Consider the following 17784-nt stretch of genomic DNA (forward strand, 5'->3'; position numbering starts at 1 on the left):
CTCCGCGGTCCACCTCGGTAGCCGGCCCGGCAGCGCGCAGGCCCGGGCCGGCCACCGGCCTCAGACCTCCAGCAGCACCCGCACGTCCCACGGGCCCAGCTCGAGCTCGGCTCCCGCAGCCAGCTCCGCACCGCTGATCACGTCGCGCACCGCGGCCGGCAGCACGAAGGTGCTCGGCTCCCAGGACCACGAGTGCACGAACCGCACGTGCTCACCCGCGGGGTTCGTCGCGCCGGTGACGGTCTGCGAGGGCTCCTGCGGCCGCCACTGCGGCCCGGCGTCCGCCGGCCCGCCGTGCGCCACGGCCCAGGACAGCACCGACCGGGCGAGTGCCGGATCGGGGATCGTGCCCACGGTGGTCACCCGCCCGGAACCGTGCGTGCGGGTGGTCACCGCGGGCCACCGGCCGAAGTGGGGGTGGTCGTAGCGGACCAGCACCTCGGCGTCGAGCACCTGCAGCCCGTCGACCCAGCGGGTCGCCCGGGCGTCGGCGGGGAGGTCGAAGCCGTCCACGCCGTGCACGGCGAGCGGCGTGTCGATGCTCGCGAACTCGTCGTACCAGACACCGGCCGCCTCGCTCAGGTGCGCGGGCTTGCGCTCGGGCCGGGCGCGAGCCTCCTCGTCCTCGTAGCCGGTGCGGATGCCCAGCACCAGGTGGCCGCCGGCCGCCGCGTAGCGTTCCAGCCACTGGAGCCAGGCGTCGTCGGCGATGGTCACTCCGGCGGCGACCAGCACGGGATGCTCGGCCGCCGCTTTCTCGGGGCTGCTGTCGGTGAGCCGGACGTCGTGCACCAGCCGCGACTGCAGCCCGGCGTCGAAGGCACCGCGGTAGAAGCTGTCGAGGATCCGGTTGAAGCCGCGCGGGTCCGGTCCGGCGCCACCGCCGATCTGGGGGAACTCCGCCAGCGACCACTTGCTCGCGCTGGACCAGACGAGCGCGACGTCGGCGTCCGGGGTCAGGTTCGCGACCGTGGCGCCGGCCGTGCGCAGCTCACCGCCGAGGACCGCGAGCTGCTGGTACACGCGCCCGGGCTCCAGGGAGTGCGGCAGCACGCCGCCCCAGTACGTCTCGGTGCCGTAGGGCAGCGTGTGCCAGTGCCAGTACTCGATCATCGTGGCGCCGCGCGAGACCAGTGCCCAGGCTGCCTGGCGCCACTGACCGTCGTAGGCCGGCTCGTTCAGCCAGGGGTGCCCGATCGCCTGGGCGTTGGTCTCCGTGACGAGGAACGGAGCCTGCTTCGAGGAGTACATGCGGTCCGCCGTCGCGTACAGCGACCACGTGCCCGCCGTCATCCAGGTGTTGTTCTCGTCCACGCTCGGGGGCAGGGTCAGGTGGTCCCGCATGCGGTAGTAGGGGTTGCCGGCCGTCACGTCCAGCTCGCGCGTGAGCGCGTCGTCGTGCACTGTGGGCCGCTCGTAGGAGATGCACGTGGTGACGAACTGGTCCTCGCGGGCGTACTCGCGGACGACGTCGGCCTGCCAGTGGATGAAGTCCGTGGTGAGCTCGGCCTGGAACTTCCGCCAGACGAGCGCGTACTGCGGCTGGGCGTTGCCCGACGGCGTCCAGAGGTCCGCCCAGGTGCTGAGCCGGTGCGACCAGTAGGTCAGGCCCCACTCGTCGTTCAGGCGCTCCACCGTGCCGTAGCGGGTACGGAGGTGGTCCACGAACCGCTCGAAGACCTGGCGGTTGTGGAAGATCTCGTTGCCCGGCTCGTTGTCCACCTGGTAGCCGATGACCGCTGGATGCTGGGCGTACCGCGCGACGACGGCGCGGATGATCCGCTCGGCGTGGAACAGGAACGCCGGGTGGGTGTAGTCGATCTCCTGGCGTGCGCCCCAGCCCATCGGGCTGCCGTCCTCGCGCACGACGTTGATCTCCGGGTACAGCCGCGCCAGCCACATCGGTACCGCATAGGTCGGCGTGCCGAGCACGACCTTGATGCCGCGCTCGTGCGCGCCGTCGAGCACCGGCTGGAGCCAGTCGAGGTCGAAGCGGCCGTTCTCCGGCTCCCAGGTGGACCAGACGGACTCGCCGACCCGGATCACCGTGAAGCCGGCCTCGACCATCAGGTCCAGGTCCTGCTCCAGCCGGCGTGCTCGGCGGTGACCGGTGCCGAGGTCCTCGGCGCGGTGGTACTCGTAGTAGTAGGCGGCGCCGAACAGGACGCCGTCGTTCAGGTGGTGCAGCGGATCCATGCTGTCCTCTCAGAAGGGGTCGTACAAGAAGGGGTTCGGGTGGGTCGTGCAGTCGTTGCCTAGCCCTTCACGGCACCCGCCGAGAGCCCGTCCAGGAGCTGCTTGCGCAGCAGGAGGAAGACCAGGATGGTCGGGATCGAGGCGAGGACGGCACCCGCCAGAACGAGGTCGAACGACCGGTTCTCCGCGCTGAACAGGATGTTCAGGCCGAGCGGCAGGGTGTACTGGCTGGTCTCGGAGACGATCACCAGCGGCCACATGAAGCTGTTGTAGGTCTGCAGGAAGCTCCACACGGCGAGCGCGCCCAGCGACGGCCGCAACAGCGGGAGCACCACCCGCCAGAAGATGGCGAACTCCTGGGCGCCGTCGATCCGGGCGGCCTCGAGGATCTCGTCGGGCACGGCCTGCACGATGTACTGCTGCATCATGAAGATGCCGAAGGCCGGCGCCACCCACGGGACGATCAGCGAGAACCAGGGCGTGGAGAGCCCGCTCTTGACGATCAGCACGAACAGCGGCACGAGGATCACCGCGAACGGGATCGACAGCGAGCTGAACATGACCGTGAACAGGGCCTGGCGGCCCCGGAACCGGAACTTGGCGAACCCGTACCCTGCCAGCGCGCAGACGAACACCGAGACCACCGTGGAGATGGTGGCGGTGCCGACGCTCATCCCGAACCAGCTCCAGAACGGTTGGCCGTCCAGCAGCCGCTGGTAGTTGTCCAGGGTCGGGTTCTCGGGCAGCACGGACACCGAGAAGATGTCGCCGCGGTCCTTGAAGGACGCGCTCACAGCCCAGAAAAGCGGGAGGACGAACACCGCGACCAGCGCGACGAGCGTGACGTAGAGCAGTCCGCGACGAGCCCTCATGAGGCACTCCCGATCCCGAGCAGGCGGTTGAGCAGCCTGCTGACGCCGAACACGACCACGAAGAGGACGACGCCGGCCGCCGCCGCGTAGCCGAACTGCTGCCGCTCGAACGCGGCGCGGTAGACGAACATCGAGACGCTCAGCGTCGCCTCTCCCGGACCGCCCTTGGTCAGCAGGTACGGCTCGTCGAAGATCTGCGCGGCGCCGATGAACGACGTCACGATGACGAAGCTGGAGACGGGCTTGATCGCGGGCAGCGTCACCGCCGTGAACCGGCGCGCCGGCCCGGCGCCGTCGAGCTCGGCCGCCTCGTACAGCTCCTTCGGCACGTTCTGCAGCGCGGCGAGGAAGAAGATCGTCAGGTACCCCACCCAGCGCCACACCAGGACGAAGCTGATCGCCACCTTGGCGAGCGTCGGGTCGCCGAGCCAGTCCAGCGGCGGGGTGCCGAACAGGGCGAACAGGACCGAGTTGAGGACGCCGTAGCTGGTGTCGAGGAGCAGCCCGTAGACGAGCGCGATGACGATCGGTGAGAGCACCATCGGCACGAAGTACGCGACCCGGAACGCGTCGCGGGCCCGCAGCCCTTCGGCGTTGAGCGCCTGCGCGATGAACAGGGCGCAGGGGACCGTGATCAGCACGGAGACCAGGACGTAGACGCCGGTGTTCAGCAGGGCGGTGTGGAAGCTGGTGTCGCCGGCGAGCTGCGCGTAGTTGTCGGCGCCGACGAACAGCGGTGCGCCGAGACCTACCCACTCGGTCAGGCTGAGCACGAGCGCCGCGCCGACGGGCAGGATCATGAACAGCGTGTACAGCACGTAGAAGGGGGCGATGAACAGGTAGGGCGCGCGTCCGCCCGAGCCGGCCGACGGACGGTCCCTCGTCGGTGGGGTCCGGGGTGCGGGAGCCCTGGTCGGCCGGTGCTGGGCGCCGTGCGCCACGGTGGTCGCGGTCATCCGTCGCTCCTCGTGTCCTGGACCTGGCCGTGGAAGTCCTCTGCCGCCGTGGCGAGGGCCTCGGACGGCGAGATGTCGCCGCGGTAGGCGCGCAGCAGCGCCCCGCTCAGCACGGTGTTGAGCACCGTCACGTCCTCGCTCTGGTACATGTCGGGTACGTCGTCGACGATCTCCCGGTAGACGGCGAAGACGTCCTGGCCGCCGAAGAACTCGTCGGTCAGCCCCTGCATCTCCGGGGCGTCGTAGACGGACCGGAGGGTGGGCAGGTAGCCCATGTCCTGGAACCGCTTCACCTGTTGCGCCGGGTCGAGGTAGGCCGACCGCAGCAGCTCGACGGCCGCCGTCGTGCCCGGTTTGTCGCGCAGGGCGGCGAACCCTGTCCCGCCCCCGACGGCGGTGCGCCCGCCGCCGCCGGCGAACCGGGGCAGCTCGGCCACCCGCCACAGCCCCGCCTGGTCGGGGACGTTCGGCTTGATGCCGTAGGACGCGTACCAGGACGGCATCGCGATGCCGAGGATGCGGCCGTCGCCGAGGGCGGTCTGGATGCTGCCGCCGTAGTAGTCGGTCACCGTGGTGAACACCCCCGAGCGCATGGCGTCGGTGACCACCCGCAGGGCGTCCTCCGCCTCGGGCGTCTCGATGCTCAGGTCGCCGTCGGCCGTGAACAGGTTGCCGCCGCGCTGCAGCAGCATGAGCTGGAACCCCTGCACCACCTGGCCCAGGTCGCTGCCGACGCTGTACGCGCCGAACGCGACGCCGTCGCGCTCGCTGACCGGCGTGACGGCGGCGAGGAACTCCTCCCAGGTGCCTGCCTCGGCGGGCAGCGGCAGGCCGAGCTCCTCGAACCGGTCGGCGCGGTAGTAGTACGCGGTCAGCGGGGTGTCGGAGTCGAGCGCGTAGAGGGCGCCGTCCTTGGTGAACGGGGCCTTGCGTGCCGCGATCAGGTCGTCGCCGAACTCGTCGGCGAGCGGGGTGAGGTCCTCCAGCAGCTCCGTCGCGATGGTCCCGCGCAACAGCCGGGCGAAGCTGCCGATCTCCAGGCCCGCGACGTCGGGCGTGCCGGTGCCTGCGATCGCCTGGGCGAGCAGCTTGGTGACCAGGTCGGCGGCACCGGCCCGGGTGACGGACAGCGAGTAGGCGAAGTCGGTGGCCCGCTCGGCGAGCGGCAGCGCCTCGCTGAAGAACGTCGCATAGGCCTCGTCGTGCGTCCAGAACGAGAGGTCGACGGCGCCCCGGGTCACCGCGGCGGCCGGGGCGCGGGCGCAGGACGCGAGCACGGCGCTCATCGACGCCCCGCCCAGGGTGACGGCGCCCCAGCGCATCAGGTCGCGGCGCGACAGCTCGGTGCCGCCTGGTCTCGTGCTGGTCAGGGTTCTCTTCATCGAGCGCTCCTGTGCGTGGTGGTCGTGGCAGTGCTGTGTCGGTGCTTTCTCGGTGCGGTGCGGTGCCGGCGCCGGCACCGCGTCGTGACGGACCCGCCGGCCGTCGGCGTGACCCGTTGCGATCAGGCCGACGGCGGCGCAGCGCTCTCGCGGATGACCAGCTGGGCGGGGATCAGCCGGTGCCGTTCCGCAGGCGGCCGGCCCTCGATCGTGCGCACCAGGCGGTGTACGGCCAGGCGGGTGACCTCGGCGAAGTCCTGTCGCACCGTCGTCAGGGGGGTGGACAGGAACTCGGCCTCCGGGGCGTCGTCGAACCCCACGACGCTGACGTCCTGCGGGACGCGCAGCCCGGCACGCTCCACGGCCCGGATCGCGCCGATCGCCATCTGGTCGTTCGCGGCGAAGATGGCGGTGACCCCTCCTTGGTGCAGCAGCTCGGTGGCCGCCTCGTACCCGGACCGTGGGCTCCAGTCGCCGTGCACGACGGGCGGCTCGGCCGCCCCCGCGTCCTGCAGGGCGCCCTGCCAGCCGGCGACGCGCCGGGCCGTCGCGGCCCAGCCCCTGGTCCCCGCGATGTGGTGGACCGTGCGGTGCCCCAGCGCGAGCAGGTGCTCGGTGGCGGACAGGGCGCCGGCCCGCTCGTCGGCCCCCATCACGAGCTCGTCCGGACGGGACCCGGAGGTGGGGGAGCCGTCCGCGGGAGAGTCGAAGCTGAGCACGGGCAGTCCGCTCGGTATGCGCAGCTCTGGGTGCCCCAGGTCGATCGGTTCGGAGAGCACCAGGCCGGCGATGTCCTGCGTGACGAGCTCGTCGATCGCCGCCTGCAGGTGGGCGACGTCGTTGCCCTGCGTGCGCGCGACGCTCAGGTAGTACCCCGAGCCCCGCAGCGCATTGTCGACGCCCTCGAGGATCGAGGCGGGTCCGTACAGCGACGTGCCCATGGTGACCATGCCGATCCGTTGGTTCCGGCGGGTCACGAGGGCCCTGGCCGCGGCGTTCGGGCGGAAGCCCATCTCCGCGATGGCCGCCTGGACCTTGGCCCGGATCGCCTCGGCGACGTGGGGCTCACCGTTGACGACGCGCGAGACGGTCTTCTGCGAGACGCCGGCGCGGCGGGCGACGTCGGTCATCGACACCCGTGGTGTGGCACCCATGTGCAGCTCCCTTGCTGAACGCTGACGGCAGCGACGCTGACGGCAACTCTGACTACGTAGTCAATGCAGGGAGCGAACCACGGGTCTGACTACGTAGTCAAGGGCCGTCTCACGCCCGCCCGCTGCGGGCTGCCCTGATCCGGGCCGCGTCTTGTGGTGCGTCGGCACCCAGCAATTCGGCCCGAACTCGTCGTGGTTTCGGGCCGAATCGCTGGGTAGAAGCGCTGGTCACGTGCGCCGTCAGGAGAGGGTGATGCTGTCCAGCTCCGCGTAGCCGGTGCCGCCCGGGAAGTTCGGCGAACCCTTCGCCAACCGGATCACGTTGTAGCCCGCCCGCAGCGAGACCGTCACGTTCGTCGTCCCGAACTGGCCCCAGCCCGCCGTCGGCGGGTAGGACACCGTGGAGAACGCGCCGCCGTTGTAGGCCAGCCCGTGGGTCGACGTCGACCCGGTGCCGTTCGCGTACCGGACCGCCATCGTGTAGGTGCGGGCCGTCGGGACGTTCACCGTGAAGTCCACGAAGCTCTGCGAGCGCATGTCGGCAGTGCCGTCGATGCCGCCGACGTACGAGCCGTTCGACGCGGCCGAGGAGCCGCGGGTCTGCGCGTTCACGACGTTCGCGTTCTCGGCCTCGTAGACCTGCTGCCAGCTCGACGTCGGGCCGGCGGCCGGGGTGACGACCACCTGGTAGGCGCCCTCCGCCGTCATCCCGTTGACCGGGACGGTGACGCTGCCGTTCGAGACGGTCATCGTCGACGTCGACAGCACCGTCGGCGCCGACACCTGGGTGTGCCGCCCGCTGCCGGGCACCGCGTTCACGGTGACCCGGACCGACGAGCCGAACGAGCCCAGCCCGTTGACCCGCACGCTGTTGTTCCCGCTGTCCCCGCCGAGCACGACGTTGACGATCTGTCGGCTCGAGTCGTACGCCGCGACGCCGTCGAGCCAGCTCTGGGGTGTGGTGCGCACGACGTTGCCCGCCATGGCGCCGTACCAGCGGTACGCCCAGTACGAGGCGGTCGGCTGGCCGCCGGTGGTGAACAGGCCGTCGAACGTGCCGGCCTCGAACCAGTACGCGCGGTGTGCCTCGCGGGCGCCGTGCCGCTCCAGCACCGAGATCCAGTGCACGGCCACGCTGGGGATGTCCATCTGGCCCAGCGAGTTGTACTCGTTGATCGCGATCTCGCGCGGGCTGATGCCGAGCGACCTCTCGATGGCCCGGTAGTCGGCCACGTGGTCGTCGAACTGGTTCCAGTCCATGTCGGTGAGCTCGTGCCAGACGATGACGTCGGGCAGGGTGTTCGTGTCCCGGGCGTTGCGCAGGAACGACAGCATCCGGTCGTGGCTGTAGTACGAGTCGCTGGGGCCGACGATCGGCGTCACCGTGTCGAGCGACCGGATCAGGCGGTGCGTGCGGGTCCAGCCGGCGTTGAACGATCCGGCGGCGGCGGTGTCCCAGGTCCAGTCGGGCTCGTTCCACAGCTCCCAGCCACGGATGTTCGTCGTCGACGTGGCTGCAAGACGGTCCTGGACCATCGTGCGCACCTTCTGCTCCCAGTCCGCCCAGCCCTGCCACCGGTAGGGGAACGTCGGGTAGATGTCCGGCATGCGGATGAGCTGCTGCGCTCCGGCGCGCGTGATGTTGCCCGCGACGTCGAGCGAGTCGCAGCACGGCTCGGTGGCACCGTTGCCCAGGTGGGTGGTGCCCGGTGCGGGCTGCGTGAACCCGTTGGGGCTCAGCGGCAGGAGCTGGGCGGTCGTGGGCTTGGTGTCCGAGCCGACGCCGTACAGGCCGCCCGACCCGACGTGGGTCACCGGCCGGACCACGGAGCCGACGTCGACGGTGAGGGTGTTGCCGGCGGCCTGGGCCGGACCGGCGGGGGAGGCCAGCGTGACGCCAAGGACCAGCGCGAGAACGCTGATCCGGGACAGAGCACGTCGGGGCAGGGCTCGTTTCATGACATCTCCTCATTGAGACTGCGGTGAGCGGTGCGGGTGACCAGCACGGTGAGCGGTGCGGGTGACTTGTGCGACGAGTTTTCGCGACGATCGTGCGAACCGGTTCGACGTTCAGGCCTGCCACGACGCTAGTTTCGAACGCTGTGCGCCGCAAGAGTCCAAAATGTTCGACCTTGCGGAGCCTGGATCGGTGTGGTTAGAGTCGAACCGGTTCGCAACGGACGCGAGCCAGGCAGCAACGGAGCGAGCAACGCAAGGAGGCGTAAGTGGCCACCATCGGGGATGTCGCCCAGGCGGCAGGGGTGTCGCGCAGCACGGCGTCGTATGCGCTGTCGGGCAAGCGGGCGATCTCGGCGGACGTGCGTCGCCGCGTCGAGGACGCCGTCCGGCAGCTCGGCTACACGCCGAACGCCGGGGCGCGGGCGCTCGCCACGTCGCAGACGATGGTCATCGGGCTGCTCGCCCAGTTCCTCGAGGACGAGTTCGCGCCGGCGATGCTCCAGTACATGCTGGGCGTCTCCAACACGGCCCGCGAGCTCGGCTACGACATCCTGCTGGTGTCCGACGCCGACGGAACGCGTGCCCTGCGCCGCATCACCGACTCCCGCATGGTCGACGGCATCGTGCTGCTCAACGTCGCCGAGCGCGACGAGCGGCTGCCGATCCTGCGGTCGGCGGCCCAGCCCGGTGCGCTGGTGGGACTTCCCGCCGACTGCACGGGGGTGGACGTGTTCGACCTCGACTTCGAGGAGGCCGGCCGGCTCATGGTGGACCACCTGCACCGGCTCGGGCACCGCGAGGTCGCGCTGGTGTCGCAGCCGGAGCACGTGATCGAGCGCGGTGGCGCCTACGTGTGGCGCTTGCAGAACGCTGCGCTCGAGGCGGCAAGGGCGCGGGGGATCACGCTGCACACCGTGGCCGGTTCGTCGCGCCAGCCCGACGTCGGCCAGGACCTGAGCGCCCTGCTCGACACGTACCCCGGAGTCACCGGGCTGCTGATCAACAACGAGGCCGCTGCCGCGGCGCTGCCGACCGTCCTGCACGAGCGCGGGCTGACGGCGCCCAGCGACCTGTCCGTCGTCGGGCGGTACTCGGACGAGTTCGCCCGCACCTTCTCCCTGCCGTACTCCTCGATCGAGAGCGCCCCCGACCGGCTCGGTCGCATGGCCGTGCGGCAGCTCGTGCGCCGCATCGAGGGCGAGGTGGCAGCGGACGAGCCGCACGTCGTGCGGTTCGTGACCCCCGAGCTGGTCGACCGCGGCAGCACCGGCGTGCCGCGGGCGGCCTGACCGCACCCGGCCACCACCCAGCGAAACCAGAAGCGCAGGCGCGCACACAGGCACGCAGCGCACCCACACGCAGCACCCCAGCCGGCCGACGACGCAGTCGGGCCGACGAGTTCAAGGAGGAACCATGCACCACACCGTGCAGCACCCACGGCGCAAGCCCGCCACCCTGGCCGCGGTCGCCGCGCTCGCCCTGGTCGGCGTACTCGGCGCGTGCTCGTCCGGCGGAGCCGCGGCCGGCGAGCCCGGCGGCGGCGACAACACCTACACCTGGTGGGACCCGTACCCCCAGCACGACGACTCGTCGGACTGGGCCGGCCGCGTCCAGGCCTGCGGCGAGGAAGCGGGCGCCACCATCGAGCGCACCACGTACGACACGACCGCGCTGACCAACCAGGCGCTGCTCGCCGCGCAGGAGGGCACGTCGGCGGACGTCATCCTGCTGGACAACCCCGCCGTGTCCACGCTCGCGGATACGGGCATCATCAGCACGGTCGACGAGCTCGGGCTGGACGTCTCCGGCGTCGACGAGAACCTGCTCGCGGCCGGCGTCGTCGGCGGCGAGACGTACGGGATCCCGATCGGCGCGAACACGCTGTCGCTGTACTACAACGCGGACGTCCTGTCGGATGCCGGCGTCGACCCCGCCTCGATCACCGACTGGGACTCGCTGACGGCAGCCCTGAAGTCGGTCACGGACAACGGGGACAAGGGCATCACCTTCGCCGGCATCGGCACCGAGGAGGGCTCGTTCCAGTTCCTGCCCTGGTTCTGGGGCGCCGGCGCCGACCTGCGCGACCTCGACTCGCCGGAGGCTGTCGAGGCACTCGAGCTCTGGAAGGGCTGGCTCGACGATGGCTACGCGCCCAACTCGGTGATCAACAACTCGCAGAACACCGTCTGGGAGGAGTTCCTCACCGGTGACTTCGCGTTCGCCGAGAACGGCACGTGGCAGGTCAACAGCGCGGCCGAGGCGGAGTTCGAGACCGGCATCGTGCAGCTCCCGGCCCGCGACGGCGGCGTCGCGCAGGCACCGACGGGCGGGGAGTTCATCATGGCGCCCGTCCAGGAGGACACCGCTCGCTACGAGGTCACCCGGCAGATCGTCGAGTGCATGACGACGCCAGAGGGCTTCGTCGAGACCGCGAACACCTTCGCCTACTACGTCCCGCCGACGGCGGACGGCCAGGAGGCCCTGCTGGAGGAGAACCCGGACCTCGAGCCGTGGGTCGAGGCCGTGCACAACGCGAAGGGCCGCACCAGCGACGAGCTCGGCACCGACTACCCGGTGATCTCCGAGGCGCTGTGGACCGCCGTCCAGAACGCCCTGTCCGGTGCCGCGACGCCAGAAGAGGCCCTCAAGACGGCCCAGTCGGAAGCAGAGTCCGGCACGAACTGACGACCACCCGCCCTCGTCGAGTGCTGGGTGTCTGTGTAGAACATGCCCGCCGGGCCGCAGATACCCAGCACCCAACGGAAGAACAGACGTGAGGAATCTCGTGATGACCACCACCGAGGCCACGGCCGCGGCGGGAGCGCCCCCCGGTGCGGGCTCAGGAGCAGCCACGGCAGCGCCGGTACGCCGCCGCCGCGGCCCGGCGGCCTCCCAGTGGACCGCCGCCGGCTTTGCCGCACCGCTGCTCGTGTACCTGATCGTCTTCTACGCGTACCCGCTGTGGCGCAACATCGAGCTCAGCGTCCACGACTACACGATCCGCGCGTTCGTCCAGGGCAACGCCGAGTTCGTCGGGCTCGAGAAGTACGCAGAGGTGTTCGGCTCGACGACGTTCCCGACGGCGCTGTGGAACACCGCCGTCTTCACCGTCGTCTCGATCGTCTTCCAGTACGCGATCGGCCTGGCGCTTGCCGTGTTCTTCCGGTCCGGGTTCCGGCTGTCCGGCCTGCTGCGCGCGATGTTCCTCGTGCCGTGGCTGCTGCCGCTCATCGTGTCCGCCTCGACGTGGGCGTGGATGCTGAACAGCGACAACGGCATCGTGAACTCGGTGCTCGCTGCGTTCGGCATCGGGCAGATCAACTGGCTCACGTCCCCGGACACCGCGCTGCTGTCGGTGACCATCGCCAACATCTGGCTGGGCATCCCGTTCAACCTCGTGATCCTGTACTCCGGGCTGCAGAACATCCCCGGCGAGGTGTACGAGGCGGCCTCGCTCGACGGTGCCGGCCCGTGGAAGCAGTTCTGGAGCATCACGTTCCCGCTGCTGCGCCCGGTCTCGGCCATCACGCTCCTGCTCGGGCTGATCTACACGCTCAAGGTCGTGGACGTCATCTGGATCATGACCACGGGCGGGCCCGGTGACGCGTCGACGACGCTCGCCATCTGGTCCTACCGGGAGGCGTTCGGGACCGGCCAGCCGGACTTCTCGCCGGCAGCGGCGGTGGGCAACCTGCTGATCCTGATCGCCCTGGTCTTCGGGTTCCTGCACCTCCAGCTCCAGCGCCGACAGGAGGACTCATGACCAGCACCCGTCCCCACCGGACAGGACCGAGAAAGCCCTGGTGGAAGACCGCCCTCGGCGTCGTCCTCACCGCATTCATGCTGTTCCCCGTCTACTGGATGGTCAACGTCTCCCTGACGCGGACCAGCGACCTGCGGTCCGACCCGCCGCACTGGTTCCCCTGGGACCCCACGTTCGAGGGCTACACGGCGGTGTTCCAGCAGCAGCTCCCGGCCCTCGGCACGAGCCTCCTGGTGGGGCTCGGCTGCGTGGCGCTCACCGTCGTGATCGCTGCACCCGCCGGGTACGCGCTCGCGCTGCTCAACCTCCGCGGCGGCCGCACGCTGAACTTCCTGCTGCTGGTCGCGCAGATGATCCCTGCGGTGGTCATGGCGATGGGGTTCTACGCGGTCTACAACAGCCTCGGTCTGCTCAACACCGTCGGCGGGCTGATCATCGCCGACTCCACGGTGGCCGTGCCGTTCGGCGTGCTGCTGTACACGGCGTTCATGTCGGGTATCCCGCGCGAGCTGCTGCAGGCGGCCAGGGTCGACGGCGCGGGCGCCTGGCGCACCTTCCGTTCGATCGTGCTGCCGGTGAGCCGCAACTCGACGCTCACGGTCGCCCTGTTCGCGTTCCTGTGGGCATGGTCGGACTTCATCTTCGCCTCGACCCTGAACCGCAACGGGGAGCTCATCCCGATCACGCTCGGCATCTACAACTACATCGGCAACAACACGACGCAGTGGAACGCCATCATGGCGACCGCCGTCGTCGCGTCGGTGCCCGCCGCGATCCTGCTCGTCGTGGCCCAGCGCTACGTGGCGGCGGGCGTCACGGCCGGTGCGGTCAAGGACTGACGCCGATGAAGCAGAGAGACGAAGGAACCCTGTGACCCAGCACCTCACCACGCGCACCGTCGCGCCACGGCTCCGGGCGGCCACGGCGGCCCCGGTCGCCCCTCCCGGCCCGCGCCGCGGGCTCGGCGTCGGCGAGCTGCGGCTCGACGGCGGCTTCTGGGGCACCCTCCAGGAGACGAACGCGCGCGCCACGCTGCGCCACTGCCTCGACTGGATGGAGCAGCTCGGCTGGCTGGGCAACTTCGACCGGGTCGCCCAGGGCGCCACCGGCGGGGAGCGGCCGGGCTGGCAGTTCTCCGACTCCGAGGTGTACAAGCTCCTCGAGGCGCTGGTCTGGGAGCACGGTCGCACCGGTGACGCGGAGGTCGAAGGGCTGCTGGCGAAGGTCGTCGACCGGGTGGCGGCAGCACAGGACGACGACGGCTACCTCAACACGTGCTTCGGTCACGCCGGCCGGCCCGGCCGGTACACCGACCTCTCGACCGGCCACGAGCTGTACTGCACCGGCCACCTGCTGCAGGCCGCGGTCGCCCGGGTACGCACGCTGGGTCGGGTGGCGGGTGAGGACGACGCCCTGGTCGGGATCGCCCGCCGCGCCGCCGACCACGTGTGTCGGGAGTTCGGCGCCGCCGGCCGGGGCGGGCAGGCGGGCCTCTGCGGTCACCCCGAGATCGAGGTCGGGCTCGCCGAGCTGGGCCGCGCGCTCGGCGAGCCGCGGTACACCGAGCAGGCACGGATCTTCGTCGAGCGGCGCGGGCACGGCACCCTCGCGCCGATCGCGCTGCTCAGCCCGGCGTACTTCCAGGACGACGTGCCGGTGCGCGACGCCGACGTCTGGCGCGGCCACGCCGTGCGCGCCCTGTACCTGGCGGCCGGGGCGGTCGACGTCGCCGTGGACACGGACGACGACGAGCTCCGCGCCGCCGTCGAACGGCAGTGGACCCGTTCCGTGGAGCGCCGCACGTACCTCACCGGCGGCATGGGGTCCCGGCACCAGGACGAGGGCTTCGGCGACGACTGGGAGCTGCCGCCCGACCGCGCCTACTGCGAGACGTGCGCGGGCGTCGCGTCGGTCATGGTCTCGTGGCGGCTGCTGCTGGCCACGGGCGAGGTCCGCTACGCCGACCTCATCGAGCGCACCCTCTACAACGTCGTGGCGACCTCGCCCCGCGCGGACGGGCGCGCCTTCTTCTACGCGAACCCCCTGCAGCAGCGCGAGCCGGGCGCGGACGTGCGGCCCGACGCCGTCAACCCGCGGGCCGAGGGCGGGGTGCGCGCGCCGTGGTTCGACGTGTCGTGCTGCCCCACCAACGTGGCGCGCACCCTCGCGTCGTGGCAGGCGTACGCGGCGTTCGTCGAGGAGGCGTCTGGCGCGTCGGACGGAGGCCCCGACGGCGACGCCGCCGACGGCGGAGTCGTCGTGTCGCTGGCGCAGTATGCCGCGGGCGACCTCCGGATCTCGGTCGACGACCGCGAACCGGGGGAGGGCGGAGGCGAGCTCGCCCTGCGGGTGACCACCGAGTACCCGCACGACGGCCGCATCCGCGTAGAGGTCACCGCCGTGCCCGAGCGGCCGGTCGCCCTGCGGCTGCGCGTGCCGCACTGGGCCGACGGCGCCACGCTCGGCGGCCCCGACGGCTCCAGCGCCGCGGTCCGGCCGGGGTGGGCGACGGCCGGCGCCGCCGGGCCCCCCACGCTGGCGGTGGGCGACGTCGTCACGCTCGATCTGCCCGTGGCCCCCCGTCTGACCTGGCCCGACCCGCGGGTCGACGCCGTGCGCGGCACCGTCGCCGTCGAACGCGGCCCGCTCGTGCTCGCGCTGGAGTCGGTGGACCTGCCCGACGGCGTACTGCTCGACCAGGTGCGGCTCGACCCGGCGGTCGCGCCTCGCGCACAGGGCGACGGTGCGGTGGTCCGCGCCGTCGTCGTGCCGCTGCCCGGGGGCGGAGCGGGCACCCCGCCGTTCGTCTCGGGCGGTCGGGACGGCGCACCCGCGCCGACGTCGGACGCCGGTGCACCCGCCGCGCTCGACCTGACCCTGGTGCCCTACCACCGCTGGGCCGAACGCGGCCCGTCGACCATGCGCGTCTTTGTCCCGACTGCACGACCCGAGGAGATCCGATGACCGACCCCACCACGCCGGTCCCCGCCGCAGTGCTCGCCGCGCTGCCCGTCCGTGCCGACGGCACGCGCCTGACCTGGCGGAGCGGCGGCGAGACTGTCGTGGTCGAGCCGTGGGGCCGGGACAGCGTGCGAGTGCGCGCGGTCGTCCTCGGCGACGTCGAGGACACCGACTGGGCCCTGCTGCCACCGGACTCCGAGGCCTGTGACGCCGCGCGCGTCGAGCTCCGGGCCGACGGCGCAACGCTGGTCAACGGCGGCATCCGCGTCGAACTGACGACCACCACGGGGTTCAGCGAGGTCGTCGGCTACGAGGTGTCGCACTGCGAGCTGGCCTTCTACGACGCCGACGGCCGCCTGCTGCTGCGTGAGCTCGACCGGGGCGGCTCGCTCCAGCTGCGCGCCCGGAACTTCCGCCCGCGGCTCGGCGACGACGGGCACACGCTCACGGCATCGTTCGAGTCGGACCCGGACGAGAAGCTGTACGGGATGGGGCAGTACCAGCAGCACGTGCTGGACCTCAAGGGCTCCACGTTCGAGCTGGCGCACCGCAACTCCCAGGCGAGCGTGCCCTTCGTGATGTCCAGCGGCGGGTACGGGTTCCTGTGGCACGACCCAGCGATCGGCCGGGCGACGTTCGCGCGTAACCGCACCGAGTGGCACGCCGAGTCGACGAGGCAGCTCGACTACTGGGTGACCGCCGGGCGCACGCCCGCGCAGATCACGCGCGCCTACGCCGACGCCACCGGGCACGCCCCGATGATGCCGGAGCGAGGGCTCGGGTTCTGGCAGTGCAAGCTGCGGTACTGGAACCAGGAGCAGCTCCTCGAGGTGGCGCGCGAGCACCGCAGGCGCGGGCTGCCGCTGGACGTCATCGTCGCGGACTTCTTCCACTGGCCGAAGATGGGCGACTACCGGTTCGAGGACGAGTTCTGGCCCGACCCGTCTGTCATGGTCGCCGAGCTGCGCGACCTTGGCGTCGAGCTCATGGTCTCGGTCTGGCCGCAGGTCTCGCTGGAGTCGGAGAACGACTCGCACCTGCGGCGGAACAACCTGCTGGTGCGCGCCGACCGGGGGATCGACGTGCAGATGGCGTTCCAGGGCCCCAGCACCTTCCTCGACGTGACCAACCCCGAGACGCGCCGCTGGCTCTGGGAGACCTGCCGGCGCAACTACGGTGCCCACGGGATCCGCACGTTCTGGCTCGACGAGGCCGAGCCCGAGTACGGCGTCTACGACTACGACGCCTTCCGGTACCACCTCGGCCCGGCCCTGCGCGTGGGCAACGTCTACCCGCAGGCGTTCGCGCGTGCCTTCTACGAGGGGCAGGTGGCCGACGGCGAGAGCGAGGTCGTCAACCTGGTCCGCTGCGTGTGGGCGGGCAGCCAGCGCTACGGGGCGCTGGCGTGGTCGGGCGACATCTCCTCGACGTTCGGGGACCTCGCCCGCCAGGTCACCGCAGGCATCCACATGGGGGTGGCGGGGATCCCGTGGTTCACCACCGACATCGGCGGCTTCCACCGGGGCGACGTCACCGACCCCGCGTTCCACGAGCTGCTCGTCCGATGGTTCCAGCTCGGCGCCTTCAGCCCGGTGATGCGGCTGCACGGCGACCGGCTGCCCCAGGAGGACGTCGTCGCGGCGGACGGCTCGCCGCGCCTGGCCTCCGGTGGCCCGAACGAGCTGTGGAGCTTCGGCGACGACGTGTACGGCGTGCTGGAACGCTACGTCCACCTGCGCGAGACCCTGCGGGACTACGTGCGAGACGCCATGCGTGCCGCGCACACCGACGGCCAGCCCGTGATGCGCGGGCTGTTCCACGACTTCCCCGACGACGCGCGGGCCTGGGACGTGGACGACCAGTTCCTGCTGGGCCCGGACGTCCTCGTCGCGCCCGTGCTGACCGCCGGCGCGCGCGAACGTGACGTGTACCTGCCCGCCGGCGCGCGCTGGACCGATGCGGCCACGGGCCAGGTGCACGACGGCGGCACCACGGTGCGCGCCGACGCCCCCCTCGACGTCGTGCCGGTGTTCCTGCGCGACGGTGCGCTGCCCCAGGTGGTCGGCCGCACGACCGGCCGGGTGGCCCCTGGCGCACCTGTTGTCGAGGCGTCGACGGCGGGGCCGGGTGCTGCCGGACCGTCCGGGGCGGGCCCATCCACTGCAGGCCCATCCACTGCGGGGGCAACCACTGCGGGGGCTGCCTAGGTGCGCCCGGCGCGGCCCGACACGGGTCTCGTCGACCTTGCGGGAGACGCAGCGGGCGGTCGACCTGGTGGGGGAACCGCAGCGGGCTGCCGACCTCGGGGCTCAGCTTCGGGGTCGCCGTCCGTCTGGGCATCGTCGAACCGGTTCGCCTGGCGAAGGAGTCTGCGACGTGACCGGTCTGCCGCGCCGTCCCGGCGTGGGTTCGGTCACGTGCACTGCGCCGGGCGTCAGATCGGTCCTTTGCGTCGAGATCGGTCAATTAAACGACCGATCTCGACGCAAAGGACCGATCTCGAAGATCCGGGTCAGCAACCGACCGATCTCAAGGAGCCGA

Annotated in this window: 12 protein-coding genes; 6 read left to right on the top strand and 6 right to left on the bottom strand. The window is 71.3% G+C overall.

Annotated features, from left to right (window positions below; all coding sequences use genetic code 11):
• Positions 1-60: 60 nt before the first annotated feature.
• The 6 genes from ACFS27_RS15985 to ACFS27_RS16010 all read right to left on the bottom strand — a co-directional run bounded on the left by ACFS27_RS15985 (position 61) and on the right by ACFS27_RS16010 (position 8519).
• On the bottom strand, positions 61-2196 hold the full coding sequence (locus tag ACFS27_RS15985; protein WP_377184764.1) for a beta-galactosidase: 2136 nt from the start codon (positions 2194-2196) through the stop codon (positions 61-63).
• Between the two features lie 59 nt (positions 2197-2255).
• Positions 2256-3068, bottom strand: coding sequence for a carbohydrate ABC transporter permease (locus tag ACFS27_RS15990; protein ID WP_377184766.1), 813 nt, complete (start codon positions 3066-3068; stop codon positions 2256-2258).
• Entirely contained in the window at positions 3065-4024 is a 960-nt protein-coding gene (locus ACFS27_RS15995) for a carbohydrate ABC transporter permease (protein WP_377184769.1), read from the bottom strand. Before ACFS27_RS15995 ends, ACFS27_RS15990 begins: the two co-directional genes overlap by 4 nt.
• Positions 4021-5406: an ABC transporter substrate-binding protein gene (locus ACFS27_RS16000; RefSeq protein ID WP_377184772.1), complete on the bottom strand. Its 1386-nt coding sequence runs from the start codon at positions 5404-5406 to the stop codon at positions 4021-4023. Before ACFS27_RS16000 ends, ACFS27_RS15995 begins: the two co-directional genes overlap by 4 nt.
• Positions 5407-5528: 122 nt before the next feature.
• A complete protein-coding gene (locus ACFS27_RS16005) occupies positions 5529-6560 on the bottom strand; it encodes a LacI family DNA-binding transcriptional regulator (RefSeq protein WP_377184775.1) in 1032 nt (343 codons plus the stop codon).
• A 240-nt stretch (positions 6561-6800) separates the two neighbouring features.
• On the bottom strand, positions 6801-8519 hold the full coding sequence (locus tag ACFS27_RS16010) for a hypothetical protein (RefSeq protein WP_377184777.1): 1719 nt from the start codon (positions 8517-8519) through the stop codon (positions 6801-6803).
• A 266-nt stretch (positions 8520-8785) separates the two neighbouring features.
• Between ACFS27_RS16010 and ACFS27_RS16015 the strand changes: the two genes are divergently transcribed.
• The 6 genes from ACFS27_RS16015 to ACFS27_RS16040 all read left to right on the top strand — a co-directional run bounded on the left by ACFS27_RS16015 (position 8786) and on the right by ACFS27_RS16040 (position 17450).
• Entirely contained in the window at positions 8786-9808 is a 1023-nt protein-coding gene (locus ACFS27_RS16015) for a LacI family DNA-binding transcriptional regulator (RefSeq protein WP_377184780.1), read from the top strand.
• 124 nt (positions 9809-9932) lie between these two features.
• The gene (locus ACFS27_RS16020; RefSeq protein ID WP_377184783.1) at positions 9933-11204 is read left to right on the top strand and encodes a sugar ABC transporter substrate-binding protein; all 1272 of its coding nucleotides are present in this window, start codon (positions 9933-9935) and stop codon (positions 11202-11204) included.
• Between the two features lie 103 nt (positions 11205-11307).
• Positions 11308-12282 (top strand): carbohydrate ABC transporter permease, encoded by a 975-nt coding sequence (locus tag ACFS27_RS16025; protein WP_377184785.1) that lies wholly within the window; start codon positions 11308-11310, stop codon positions 12280-12282.
• Positions 12279-13121, top strand: a complete 843-nt coding sequence (locus ACFS27_RS16030; RefSeq protein WP_377184788.1) for a carbohydrate ABC transporter permease — start codon at positions 12279-12281, stop codon at positions 13119-13121. Before ACFS27_RS16025 ends, ACFS27_RS16030 begins: the two co-directional genes overlap by 4 nt.
• A gap of 31 nt (positions 13122-13152) precedes the next feature.
• Complete coding sequence (locus ACFS27_RS16035; protein ID WP_377184791.1) at positions 13153-15246, top strand: glycoside hydrolase family 127 protein; 2094 nt, start codon at positions 13153-13155, stop codon at positions 15244-15246.
• A complete protein-coding gene (locus ACFS27_RS16040) occupies positions 15243-17450 on the top strand; it encodes a glycoside hydrolase family 31 protein (protein WP_377184794.1) in 2208 nt (735 codons plus the stop codon). Before ACFS27_RS16035 ends, ACFS27_RS16040 begins: the two co-directional genes overlap by 4 nt.
• Positions 17451-17784 lie beyond the last annotated feature (334 nt).

This window comes from Promicromonospora vindobonensis (assembly GCF_042685865.1).
Classification (GTDB): domain Bacteria; phylum Actinomycetota; class Actinomycetes; order Actinomycetales; family Cellulomonadaceae; genus Promicromonospora; species Promicromonospora vindobonensis.